The sequence below is a fragment of the Psychroserpens sp. AS72 genome (genome assembly GCF_038900375.1).
Lineage (GTDB): Bacteria > Bacteroidota > Bacteroidia > Flavobacteriales > Flavobacteriaceae > Psychroserpens.
In genome coordinates, this window is the sequence record NZ_JBBMRC010000007.1 from 71,741 (window position 1) to 83,597 (window position 11,857).

12 protein-coding genes are annotated in these 11,857 nt (G+C 32.3%); 4 read left to right on the forward strand and 8 right to left on the reverse strand.

The window, feature by feature from the left end:
* Positions 1 to 349: 349 nt before the first annotated feature.
* Positions 350 to 1,870 (forward strand): choice-of-anchor I family protein, encoded by a 1,521-nt coding sequence (locus WNY78_RS13310; protein ID WP_342873699.1) that lies wholly within the window; start codon positions 350 to 352, stop codon positions 1,868 to 1,870.
* A 314-nt stretch (positions 1,871 to 2,184) separates the two neighbouring features.
* On the opposite strand, the gene WNY78_RS13315 is transcribed toward WNY78_RS13310, so the two are convergent.
* The 8 genes from WNY78_RS13315 to recF all read right to left on the reverse strand — a co-directional run bounded on the left by WNY78_RS13315 (position 2,185) and on the right by recF (position 9,766).
* The gene (locus tag WNY78_RS13315) at positions 2,185 to 3,249 is read right to left on the reverse strand and encodes a hypothetical protein (RefSeq protein ID WP_342873700.1); all 1,065 of its coding nucleotides are present in this window, start codon (positions 3,247 to 3,249) and stop codon (positions 2,185 to 2,187) included.
* Between the two features lie 98 nt (positions 3,250 to 3,347).
* A complete protein-coding gene (locus tag WNY78_RS13320) occupies positions 3,348 to 4,457 on the reverse strand; it encodes an alpha/beta hydrolase (RefSeq protein WP_342873701.1) in 1,110 nt (369 codons plus the stop codon).
* A 142-nt stretch (positions 4,458 to 4,599) separates the two neighbouring features.
* Positions 4,600 to 4,956 (reverse strand): hypothetical protein, encoded by a 357-nt coding sequence (locus tag WNY78_RS13325; RefSeq protein ID WP_342873702.1) that lies wholly within the window; start codon positions 4,954 to 4,956, stop codon positions 4,600 to 4,602.
* Between the two features lie 2 nt (positions 4,957 to 4,958).
* Positions 4,959 to 7,373 (reverse strand): penicillin acylase family protein, encoded by a 2,415-nt coding sequence (locus WNY78_RS13330; RefSeq protein ID WP_342873703.1) that lies wholly within the window; start codon positions 7,371 to 7,373, stop codon positions 4,959 to 4,961.
* 136 nt (positions 7,374 to 7,509) lie between these two features.
* A complete protein-coding gene (locus tag WNY78_RS13335) occupies positions 7,510 to 7,866 on the reverse strand; it encodes a phosphotyrosine protein phosphatase (protein ID WP_342873704.1) in 357 nt (118 codons plus the stop codon).
* A 36-nt stretch (positions 7,867 to 7,902) separates the two neighbouring features.
* Entirely contained in the window at positions 7,903 to 8,199 is a 297-nt protein-coding gene (locus WNY78_RS13340; RefSeq protein ID WP_342873705.1) for a DUF721 domain-containing protein, read from the reverse strand.
* A 59-nt stretch (positions 8,200 to 8,258) separates the two neighbouring features.
* Positions 8,259 to 8,690, reverse strand: a complete 432-nt coding sequence (locus WNY78_RS13345) for a hypothetical protein (protein ID WP_342873706.1) — start codon at positions 8,688 to 8,690, stop codon at positions 8,259 to 8,261.
* Positions 8,687 to 9,766 (reverse strand): DNA replication and repair protein RecF, encoded by a 1,080-nt coding sequence (recF, locus tag WNY78_RS13350; RefSeq protein WP_342873707.1) that lies wholly within the window; start codon positions 9,764 to 9,766, stop codon positions 8,687 to 8,689. Before recF ends, WNY78_RS13345 begins: the two co-directional genes overlap by 4 nt.
* A 120-nt stretch (positions 9,767 to 9,886) precedes the next feature.
* Here recF and WNY78_RS13355 point away from each other — a divergent pair, with 120 nt between their 5' ends.
* The 3 genes from WNY78_RS13355 (at position 9,887) to WNY78_RS13365 (ending at position 11,854) form a co-directional block, all read left to right on the forward strand.
* Positions 9,887 to 10,660 (forward strand): tetratricopeptide repeat protein, encoded by a 774-nt coding sequence (locus WNY78_RS13355; protein ID WP_342873708.1) that lies wholly within the window; start codon positions 9,887 to 9,889, stop codon positions 10,658 to 10,660.
* A 1-nt stretch (position 10,661) separates the two neighbouring features.
* On the forward strand, positions 10,662 to 11,144 hold the full coding sequence (ribH, locus tag WNY78_RS13360; RefSeq protein ID WP_342873709.1) for a 6,7-dimethyl-8-ribityllumazine synthase: 483 nt from the start codon (positions 10,662 to 10,664) through the stop codon (positions 11,142 to 11,144).
* Between the two features lie 488 nt (positions 11,145 to 11,632).
* On the forward strand, positions 11,633 to 11,854 hold the full coding sequence (locus WNY78_RS13365; RefSeq protein WP_342873710.1) for a hypothetical protein: 222 nt from the start codon (positions 11,633 to 11,635) through the stop codon (positions 11,852 to 11,854).
* The last annotated feature ends 3 nt before the right edge of the window (positions 11,855 to 11,857 follow it).

Consider the following 11,857-nt stretch of genomic DNA (forward strand, 5'->3'; position numbering starts at 1 on the left):
GGTTAGCGGTTTCTGATAATGAATTACAACGTGTTGTGTATGGTTAGTTGCGTGATTTAGCAACTAAATTAGTAAACAAATACGTACCAGAGAAAATTCCGAAGGAATTTTCCAAATAAGCACTTGCCAAAGCAATTAATTATACACGGTGTTGTAACACGTTTAATTCAGACTTCACTTTTATTGTTAATCGAAAATTTAAGTAACTAAAAGATTTACTAGGTAATTATTGGATAACGAAATGTTTAGTTTACAATCAAAAGCAAATCCTAATAGAAACATCATATTTCATTAACACTAACATCATACTTAAAAACCATATTTGTAACTAAATAAAATCGAACCAAAAATGAAGAATTTCAGTAAATTAATTATGGCATTTTGCCTTATTTTAGTAATGAGTTGTAATAATGATGATGACAATACAACCCAAAACCCAATTGTAGATACTACAGTTAATTTTCAGTTTAAAACATCCATAAATGTTGGAGGAGAAGGTGCTTCTGAGATTTCAGCTTATGATCCAATATCAAAAAAACTATTTACCGTTAATGTTGAGTCCAACCAAATATCTATCACAAATATTTCAGATTTAAATGCACCTGTTCAAGAGCAACCAATTGATTTAAATTCTTTTGGAGCGCCAAATAGTGTTGCGATTAATAACGGAAGATTAGCAGTTGCAGTAGAGGCTGACCCAAAACAAAATCCTGGAAAAATTTTAGTGTTTAATACAGTAGACAATACAATACTTAATCAATTTACTGTTGGTGCTTTGCCAGATATGGTTACGTTTACAAACGATGGTAATTTAATTATTTCAGCAAATGAAGGTGAACCCAACGACGATTATACAAACGATCCAGAAGGAACAATAAGTATTATTGACCTTACAGATACTTCTGTGATTACATTAGATTTTTCATCTTTTAATAGTCAAGAGAGCACGCTTGAAAATCAGGGGTTTAGAGTTTTTGGGCCAAATGCAAATTTAGCACAGGATGTTGAACCAGAATATGTTGCTATTTCTAGTGATTCAAATACAGCTTGGGTATCATTGCAAGAAAATAATGGTATAGCCGAAATAAATTTAGTGACTAAAACAATAACAAATATTTATCCTTTAGGGTATAAAGATTATAGTATAGCAGGAAATGCAATTGATGCAAGTGATAGAGATGGTATAAAAGAACTTAAAAATTGGCCTGTTTATGGAATGTTTCAACCTGATGCTATTGTAAGCGTAAGTATAAACGGAATTAATTATATAATATCGGCAAATGAAGGTGATGCTAGAGATTATGATGGATTTAGTGAGGAGGAGCGTGTTGATGATTTAGTTTTAGATGAAACTGCTTTTCCTGTATCTGAAGATTATCAAAATGAAATAAACATTGGAAGATTAAAAACAACAACAACTTTAGGTGATACAGACAATGATGGTGATTATGATGTTGTTTATAGCTATGGCGCTCGTTCTTTTAGTATTTGGTCAACTAGTGGAAGTTTGGTTTATGATAGTGGTAATAGTATTGCTATTGAAACTTTAAATGCAACGCCAGATCGATTTAATGACGATGACGATAGAAGTGATGATAAAGGAGCTGAGCCAGAAAGTGTAGAGGTTTTGAATATTGGCAATGAACGCTATGTATTATTTGTAGGATTAGAACGTAACGATCAAGTTTTGGTATATGATATTACTAATCCAATGGCACCTCAATTTTTAAATCTTTTATCTCATACAGGCGATGAAGGTCCAGAAGGATTATTAGCTATAAATGCTGAAGATAGTCCAAGTGGAAAGGCCTTATTGGTAGTTTCTAATGAAGATAGTGGTACTGTTACTATCTACGAAAACGCACATTAATTTTATTTGAATAGTTAGTTTTATTTAAAAGCCTTAGTAATTTTATTACTAAGGTTTTTATTTTATAACATTAGAGTTTATGTTTTAAATCAGTTATTAAAAACTTACTTTTTGGAATTGCAAAAATGTAACCAATATTCTTGTAAAATAGAATTATGTCGCCTTTATTCAGGACGGGTCAATATTGTGGGTAACGGAATTGTATAAGATTAGTGGCGTGTTCAAGTACCTAATTTAGCAAATAATCACTAGATAGAAAATCCGCGAGGACTTTCGTAAGTAGGCGAGAAGCCAGCAATAAATTATATACGGTGTTAGCCTTTGTTATTTTCCATCATTGTCGTAATTATAATTTTTCTAATATTTTCCATACTATCTTTTTTTCCTATTGGTTCAGTACTTGAAGCTATGTTATTTAATATTTTTTGTTTTAATTTTTCATCCATTTTACCTTTTCCACCTAGTTTTCGATGTAATTCGTCAAGGATTTCAACATATTCATTCATTCTAATACTTGCTCCGTGATTTACAAAATTTTGAATTATTTTTTTTAAGTCAATATCGCTGATTGATAATATTGTTTCTGACGTAAAAGGTGTATTATATTCTGCATCTTTTATTAAAATTTCTGAACCATAAAATGTTGATGGCATTGCATTTAAATATGTGCTTTTAAAATAGAAAAATAAAATATACTCGTCAATTATAAATGAATACGGTCTAACGTTAAAAGGTGAACAATGAAGAAATGTAGCTAAACCTTCGGGATAATTAGGTGACCTTAATAACTTATATCCTATGTTTTTTAAATCTTGGTCGTTATTATCTAGTATTGAATTAGCTAAATATTTTTTTAAAATTCTCCTTAATTTATTTTCTTCTTTCGTTTTAAGTTTAAATCCACTGTTTTCCAGTATTGATATTCTCCAAATAATTGATATCCAGAATATAAATCCTATTGCTTTGTTTTTAACACTAGTATAATTTGTGTTCCTTTTTGCAGTTTTCTTTAAACTTAAGGCATATTCACTTTCTAACTTTCCCAATTCTGTTTCGCAAGTAGAACAAAAGAAGTTGTCTACAATAAAAGAAATGTCATTATTTTCAATTAATTCGTCATTAACTTCTCCGTAAACTTTCTCTAATTCTTCGGGAAGTACGTTTCTTCCAAAATAGCTTTTTGTTTCAAGTTTACCAATAACAAATCCTAACTCCTTATCTCTCCCTTTTGCTCCAATTTGGTTGTCAATTCGTTTTAATAAAAAGTGAGGTACTATGTGAGAACCTGTTTTATCAGCTTCTCTTTCTTGGCATAAAAGGCACTTCTTCATAATAAAGGCTAACGTTGTTGTATATGGTTTGTTGCGTGTTTTAAGCAACTAATTTAGTAAATAATTACCAACCAAGAAAATCCGCAAGGATTTTCGTAAGTAGGCTAGAACTAGCAATAAACTATATACGGTGTTGGCGGTAGTAATTATTTTCCAAGTATTTCATTGATATAAATTGAACGATATTTTTCAGGATATTCAACTTGTACTCCGTGTGTTCCATTTTCAAATAAAAACCATTTTTTAGATGGCGCAATAAGTGAATCAAAATATGCTTTTGCTACGGACGTTTCGGTAAAATGGTCGTTGTCTCCTTGTAATATATAAACTGGTACTTTCAATTCAGGAATATCACGCATTAAATTCATATCGATTGCAGTAGGTTGTAAAATCTTAGCTGCAGGATAGTAGGATTCTGGACTATTTATCATATCTGTAAATTTTTCGCTAAACGTTAATCCATTATCTAAAAACATACTTTTAATAAAATTAAAATCGGTTTCTAATTTTATCGGAGCATACTTCATTACAATCTTTCGTTCTATTTCAAAGGCTTCAGCTACGGAATTTTTTGAGTTTTTCACATAAGGTGGTCTTCCAATTTGTTTTAATTGATTGACTGAAATGGTGTCATTGTGTTTTTGTGATTCCGACATTGCAAATTCATAAGATAATTCTTCTGAAAGTGATAGATTCGCCATAAGACCACTACCAATATAGGCGTGATATAATTCAGGCTGTTTTTGAACCATGTAAGCTGCTACCGCTGTTCCCCACGATAAACCTTCAATGTAAATTTTGTCTTTTTTGAAAGTCTTTTTTAAGTGTTCTGATAGTTGCAAACCATCATCTACTATATGGTTTAAAGTAATGGACGAATCAGGTATACTATCATTATAGGCTAGACCAGAGCCTCTTTGTTCCCAATAGCAAACTGTAAATATATCTTCCAAATCAACACCTGTGAGTTTGTAAATTACAGGTAAAATTGGCGCTCCTGGTCCTCCGTGAACTATAAGTAATACGGGATTATTCTTGTCTTTTCCTCTAATGGTAATCCTTTGAGGTACTCCATTTATTGTCATATCCTCGTGCAGAGCGATACTATTCGGAAGAACATTACCGTTTTGGTCTAAAAAAGGTTCTTCGTTTCCAGAACTATTGATTCGAATTATTAGTAATACAACTAAAGTAAACGCAACAATTGCTCCCAGTAAAATCAAAAACCACTTTCCTATTTGCTTTAATATTTTCATATGTTCTTTATTTGTTCTATGGTTTTTTCTTATTACCGCCAACAATTGGATATAGGTATTAACTATATCCACATTATGTGCTAAGATAGCAAATCTTTAATTTTAATAAATGATATATTGACAACAAATCTTTGTATTTCAACTACTTCCTAACTAAACTGCCAAGCATATTTCCAAAAATAGCAGCAACACCTGCTGCAAATCCTCCAACTAAACCTGTGACTAAAATCAACGCATAGGGATTTCCGCCAAGAGGTAGGAGTATAGCAATCTTTTTAGCTAAAGTAAAATCATTAGCACTACTTATGATAAACGCATAGATGGCCCAAAAGCAAAATATAGCAAGAAAAGGCACAACAAATGTAGCAGCACGTTTCAGATTAAAAAATAATGCAGATACAAATCCTGCAACCATCACAGACCACCAAGGTAACGTCAACGATAAAATTACAGCTATGATCATGGTAACAACGAAGTTTAAAATAATTTGCTTGTTCATAATTAGTTGCTAGGTGTTAAGGTTTGTGTTGCTATAATTTGATCTGTTGCAGTTGCATTTTGCATGAAATTTAATTCATGATATTTGCCAATTGCCCAATCATCAACAAAATTATCGTAATAGGTGCTTCCTGGATTACCAGATTGTCCGCCTGGATAAATCCCTAAAGCTTTGGGAGGCGAACTCATTTCTACAATCATTCGCCAAGATGGACCATGTGTTTCTGAAGTTGCATTAACAATACTTGCATCTCCACCAATGGGTAAATCAAATCTAGAAAAGGCAGGTAAACCTTGCAAAAGGTGACCAACACGAGTCGCTTTGTAAGCTTGCCAATTATAATCACCATTTAAAGATTTCCAGTCTATAAGTTCTTTTGCAGCTTCTTTAAATGCTAGTAAAAACAAGTCGTGAGCAGTTTCCTTCTCTGGTGTTTCTATAATATCCATAAAGGGATCGTTTGGCTGATTGGTCATTAAATAAATAGATTGATAGGTGTAAGGAGACATCATCGCTTCTGCTTCGCTATCAAATTCATCCCAAATCATTGGGTACAATTTATACCACCAAGCTCTCCAAATACTAGGTCCTAGCTTTTCAATATCGTTATTAAAATCCCAAGATTTCACTTGATTGTAAATCTCTTTCTCTTCGGAAGTCAAGCTACTCACATCCATAGTCTTAAACATATAAGGTAATAACTCAGCAGCTTTTAAATTGTAGTTATTATTGTGAAGGTTTTTAAAGTCTTCTACCGAAAATTTATTCTTTGATCTAAAGAAATCATTTATCACACGATTTCTATACGTTTCATATCCATCATTAAATATATAAAACGGATATTTCTCATCAACAGGATGCTGATTTGCAGAACTCACAAAACCACGTTCAGGGTTTTTAGAATGTGCATTAAACGCTTGCGGAATGTAACTTTGCCAATCATGATCCGGATTAGAGCCATCCAATAAAAATTTCCCTTGTCCTTTCCATTTATTAGGAAAAAGGCCTTGTATCCAAATAGCGATATCACCTTCTGTAGATGCAAATACAAAGTTTTGAGCTGGAGCAGTGTAGTTTTTTATAGCGTTGACATAATCATCATAGTTTTTTGCTTTGTTTAATGCTAAAAATGGTCGCTGATTATTACCACCTGTATGACCTATCCATCTCATAGCGTAGCCAGATTTCTCATTATCACTCATAAAATTATGATCATAAGTTACTGGACCATGATGTGTGTAAATCACAGAATCTAAAACGGTTGCAGCACCTTTAATTTTAATTTCTTCAACACGAACTGTTGTGTTTTTCCAACCTCCATCATATTTATATTGTGTTCTAGTGTCGTCTTTAAATTCAATTTTATACCAATCTAAAACATCACGAGTTGCGTTAGTTTCTCCCCAAGAAATATGTGTGTTAAATCCTGAAATCACTCCTAAAGCTCCAGGTAGTGTTGCTCCCATAGTATTGTGCTCTGGTGTGCTCAATTGCATGACAAACCAAATAGAAGGGAGTTTCAAACCTAAATGAGGATCGTTAGCAAGAATTGGGTTTCCGGTTGTAGATTTAGCTCCAGACACAGCCCAATTATTACTACCATTATCTGGATGTGGTTTTACAATGGTTTGTGCAATCGTGTCTTGTGGTAATTCACCTTGAGGCGTTTTGGTCATTTTAACGTCAATAAAACTCCAATCTGTTTCCTTCGGGATTATTGGATCATTAATATCAAAAAAGTCAGGGAATAGGAGGTCAAATCGCTCTTTGCCAAATTTGCGTAACATATTGGTATATTCTAAATCATCGTCTCCTCCAGCCAGCATTTTTGTCATATACATGAGTAAAAGTGCTGTTTTTTTTGTGGTCCAAGGTTCTGGTTTATAGTCTAATAATTTATATTCTACGGGTAAGTTTTTAGTATCTAATGATTCTATATAGTTATTAACACCATCACGATAGGCTTCCAAAAAAGCAACAGTTTCTGGATCTTCTTGCATTTTTTCTAATGATCGGTCTGCACCAAATCCCATACCTCGTCTGCGAGCAGTTTGATCATAAGTTAGTCCGTCACTTCCAATAATTTCAGAAATACGTCCTGCAGCAGCATGCGTTTGAAATTCCATTTGCCACAAGCGATGTTTTGCTGTTATGTAACCTTGTGCTTTGTATAAATCAATGTCGTTTTGAGCAAAAATATGCGGAATTAATTGTGCATCATAATGAATGGTTACTGGAGCAGACAAGCCTTTAATATTCACATTTCCGTCAATAACCTCATTAGTTTCATTTTGCCACACACCACCTGCAGGATCTAAAAATTTACCAATTGGAGGCACAGCACCTAGTTTTGTGTTGAGTGCGTAAAACACAACAATTGTGAGTACAAAAGTTATGAGGAGTTTGATGTATTTCATGTGGTTATATTTATTGTTTTTCAATGGTCACATGTTGTTCGCTATTAATCATTTTCTTAGGTGGTAAGATTTTTGAACATGCTCGTTTCATGTGGTTGGAATTAGTTTTTGAAATTACTGAAATTAATTTAACTATTTAAAAGCTGTCTTCAATTAATGGTTCAGCTTTTTCCTCTAATAATGTAATTAATTCCTTTTGGTAATATGAATAATGATCTGGAATGTGTAACACTTTTATTTTTCTTCGGAAATGAGAACCTCCATTTTTTGTGATAATTTGTCTGTGCTTTTCTTCCATAACGATAACCAAATCTGCCCATTCCATTAAGTTTTCGGTTAATGGTTGTGTGCCTTCTTTATTGCAAATTTTATGATTTGTTCCTGCGGAATCAAATTCAAAAGATGATAGTTTTTCAGAAAAATAATCGGAAGCAGTTTTTGAACGTTGTTTATTTGCTGAGCAAACGAAAAGGATTTTTGATGTATTTGACATAAAAATTATGATGTTAAAATATTTCCGAAGAAAAAATCATCGCAACACCAATTTACTAACCACTTTTTTACCAATAGATTCATTAAGCATGTCAACAATTTTCTGTTTTCCATAGCTTAATTCTTCTCGTAGCACACTAGAACTTAATGCCACATAGAGCACATCTTTATCCAATGTGACATCTGTAGTGTAATTGTTTACACCATTTCCCATCATTTTTACCCATGCATCTTTAACATCTACTTTGTCTAAACCAGATTGTAATCTATTAGCCTCAACAAACTCTTTGAGAATATCGCTAATTGGTAAATTATCGTTGTGTCGCTTTGCCATGTTTACGTTCCGAGTAATCGGAGATCTATTTGTTTGTACTATATCTACTGAAATTGGAATTATTTGGTTTCTGATTCTAAATTTAAAGATTCATAACGTTTATAAATATACACATCTTTATTGGTATTATTAAGAATTACCAATTGTGTTTCATTGGCATTTAAAACAGTTTCCTTCCAATTTGCATAAGGTGTCTTATAATAAATATTGAGACTGTCGTTTTCAATTTTTATACTAAAAGTTTCTTCACTCTTAGACGTTTCAAAGGATCCAAATAAGTTTGGTTTTAGTTTTCTTCGGAAACCTGACAAACTATCAGAGACTTCAATATAATCTATCATATCATTAAAATTATAGTCTCTTTTTGTGCCATCACTTAAAGTCACTTCATCTATTTCCCAATAACCTGAAATATGAGGAATAAATTCATTAGGATTTGTGGAACAGCTAAAAACCGAAAACAATAAAATAGCTAAAACTAGTTTTTTCATAATTTAAAAATTTTATACGACTGATGAATTTGCTTCACCACATTTTCTGTACGCTCTGCATGTGTATCACTTATAAATAATTGACCAAAATCATCATTGTCTACCAAACTGATAATTTGAGCAACCCGATTCTCATCCAACTTATCAAAAATATCATCTAATAATAGGAGAGGAGTCACACCATTTTGTTGTTTTATAAAATCAAATTGTGCTAACTTCAATGCAATTAAAAATGATTTTTGCTGACCTTGGCTTCCAAATTTTTTGATAGGATAAGTTTCAATTTCAAAATTTAGATCATCCTTATGAATCCCAACACTCGTGTATTGAATAACTTTATCTTTATTAATATTTTTTGCAAGTAGGGTTTTTAAATCAGCTTCAAATAAATCACTCTTATAATTTAAATTGACGTCTTCATTATCATTACTAATCGCTTTATAACGTGCTTTAAAAATAGGAATAAAAGTTTTTAGAAAAGCATCTCGTGTTTTAAAAATGGCGCTTCCGTAGGTATCTAATTGTTCATTATAGACTTCAAGTGTTTGCGCATTAAATGTATTGTTTAATGCAAAGTATTTTAATAAGGCATTACGTTGCGTTAAAATTTTATTGTAATTAATTAAATTATTGAGATAGAGTTTGTCACTTTGTGAAATCACACTGTCAATAAATTTTCGACGTGTGTCACTACCTTCAATAATTAAATCTCGATCTGCAGGAGAAATAATCACTAATGGAATTAATCCAATATGATCACTAAACTTATCATAAGCTTTTCCGTTACGCTTTATGACTTTCTTTTGTCCGCGTTTTAAAGACACAACTACTTTTTCGGTTTTATCGTTTTTATTGAAAATTCCGTCCACAACAAAAAAGGCTTCGTTATGCTTAATATTTTGAGATGCAATAGGGTTGAAGTAGCTTTTTCCGAAGGATAAATGATAGATTGCATCCAATGCATTTGTTTTTCCAACACCATTAGAACCAACAAAACAGTTAATTTTAGTATCAAATTCGAAATCTTGTTGCTCGAAATTTTTATAATTAACTAAGCTTAACGTGTTTAAAATCATAAATTTAAAAGGGAATATGAGTATTTGGTCGCTATTATTATACGTGGAAGTAAAAATAACAAATAATTTACCTTTTAAATCCCAATAAAAATTTTATTTTTGCGCCACAAATAATGAACTATGGCAACATATAAGAAAAGAGGATATAAACCAAAAGCTGTCAAGGAGAAAGCTGAAACAATTGAAGGTTTAGAACAAGATTCTACAACTGCAGAAGTATTTAATACACTTGATGAAAGTGCTAACAAAGCTGAAGATTTTGTTGCAAAGAACCAAAAAGGTATTTTTATTATCATTGGTTTAGCTGCATTAATTATGCTTGGTTACTTAGGTTACAAGAAATTTATTGCTGAGCCAAAAGCTGAAGAAGCAATGAATGAAATGTACTCTGCTCAAAAATCTTTTGATGAAGCTATAGCTGGTACAAATAAAGATTCTTTATTCACTTTAGCACTTAATGGTGTTGGTGGAAAACTTGGTTTAACAGATATCGTTGATCAATATGGTTCTACACCTGCTGGAAATTTAGCAAACTATTATGCTGGTATGGCTTACTTAAATCTTAAGGATTATACGAATGCTGTAAAGTATTTAGGTGATTTTAGTACAGATGATGCTGTTCTTGGACCAATTGCTAAAGGAGGAATGGGTGATGCGTTTGTTCAATTAAACCAATTACCAGAAGCGTTAGAATATTATGAAAAAGCAATTACTGCTTCAACTAATGATTATACAACACCAATGTATCTTTTAAAAGCTGCAAACGTTGCACAATCTATAGGAAATAGTGCAAAAGCTTTAGAATATTACAAACGTATTAAATCTGAGTTTGAGACTTCAGATCAGGCAAAAAATATTGATATCTTTATAGGTAGAGCAGAAGCTAGCAACTAATATGGCAACCGCAAATCATAATTTATCACATTACGATAAAAACACAATCCCAAACGCGAAGAACTTTCGGTTTGGGATTGTTGTTTCTGAGTGGAATGATACCATCACTAACGGACTCCTAAAAGGCGCAGTAGATGCTTTAGAAGATTGTGGTGCATTACCAGAAAACATCATCACTTGGTATGTTCCTGGAAGTTTTGAGTTGATCTACGGAAGTAAAAAAATGATCGAACAAAATGTCGATGCTGTTATTGCTATTGGATGTGTGATTCAAGGCGAAACAAAGCATTTTGATTTTGTTTGCGAAGGTGTAACACAAGGCATTAAAGATTTAAATGTCACTACAGATACTCCAGTGATTTTTTGTGTGCTTACAGATAATACGATGCAACAATCTATTGATCGTTCTGGAGGAAAGCATGGTAATAAAGGTACCGAAGCTGGTATTGCTGCTATTAAGATGGCAGACTTGCGTAGAAAGTAGTATTCAGTCTCAGTTTTCAGTTTTTAGTTTCTTTCTCTTGCGCTTTACAAAGTTTTCAGTGCTTACTCTTATCTGTTTACTCGTATCTTTTTTTTCTCGCAAAGTCGCCTAGACGCAAAGCCACCCTTATGGTAATGCACTATTTTTGTATTCTTCGGAAATTTTAAAAACCACATTTATGATAAGAAAAAATAACATATCACTATTTTTTCATTAAATCGTTTAGCAACTTTTGGATTATTAATATTTCCGAAGGAAAAATTAATAATATCTGAGTAAGCTTTGCGTCTTTGCGACTTTGCGAGAGCATTTTTATTCCGAATATGTACAACACAACAATTGCCATGCGAGTGAGATACTGAAAACTGCGACTGCGACTGTAAACTCCAAAGAGTAAGAGTCAGCAAAATGTTAACAATTTTTAGCATTCAAAGCACCTGTTTTCCTAGTAAATTCTGTACTTTTGATATACTAAGACGTGTAAAACAGTGAGTTTATTTAAGCAACGAAAAAGTAGAGGTTTTAATTACATTCCAAGAAATGAAAAATCATCTCTTAATGAAGATGAAGAGCTTAAAACACAATGGCAATCTGTTAAACGCCAAGGGAAACTTAAAAATAGACGTATTATTTCACTACCTTTATTGATAGTTTTTTTAGGAATGATAATTGCATTATGGTATCTTTTAACGCATTATCAAACAACGTAGATT

Excerpts from the sequence above, each read along its gene's own strand:
- WNY78_RS13310 (WP_342873699.1), top strand. The coding sequence starts at position 350 with ATGAAGAATTTCAGTAAATTAATTATGGCATTTTGCCTTATTTTAGTA.
- WNY78_RS13330 (WP_342873703.1), bottom strand. The coding sequence starts at position 7,373 with ATGAAATACATCAAACTCCTCATAACTTTTGTACTCACAATTGTTGTG.
- ribH (WP_342873709.1), top strand. The coding sequence starts at position 10,662 with ATGGCAACCGCAAATCATAATTTATCACATTACGATAAAAACACAATC.
- WNY78_RS13320 (WP_342873701.1), bottom strand. The coding sequence starts at position 4,457 with ATGAAAATATTAAAGCAAATAGGAAAGTGGTTTTTGATTTTACTGGGA.
- WNY78_RS13355 (WP_342873708.1), top strand. The coding sequence starts at position 9,887 with ATGGCAACATATAAGAAAAGAGGATATAAACCAAAAGCTGTCAAGGAG.
- recF (WP_342873707.1), bottom strand. The coding sequence starts at position 9,766 with ATGATTTTAAACACGTTAAGCTTAGTTAATTATAAAAATTTCGAGCAA.
- WNY78_RS13325 (WP_342873702.1), bottom strand. The coding sequence starts at position 4,956 with ATGAACAAGCAAATTATTTTAAACTTCGTTGTTACCATGATCATAGCT.
- WNY78_RS13345 (WP_342873706.1), bottom strand. The coding sequence starts at position 8,690 with ATGAAAAAACTAGTTTTAGCTATTTTATTGTTTTCGGTTTTTAGCTGT.
- WNY78_RS13340 (WP_342873705.1), bottom strand. The coding sequence starts at position 8,199 with ATGGCAAAGCGACACAACGATAATTTACCAATTAGCGATATTCTCAAA.
- WNY78_RS13335 (WP_342873704.1), bottom strand. The coding sequence starts at position 7,866 with ATGTCAAATACATCAAAAATCCTTTTCGTTTGCTCAGCAAATAAACAA.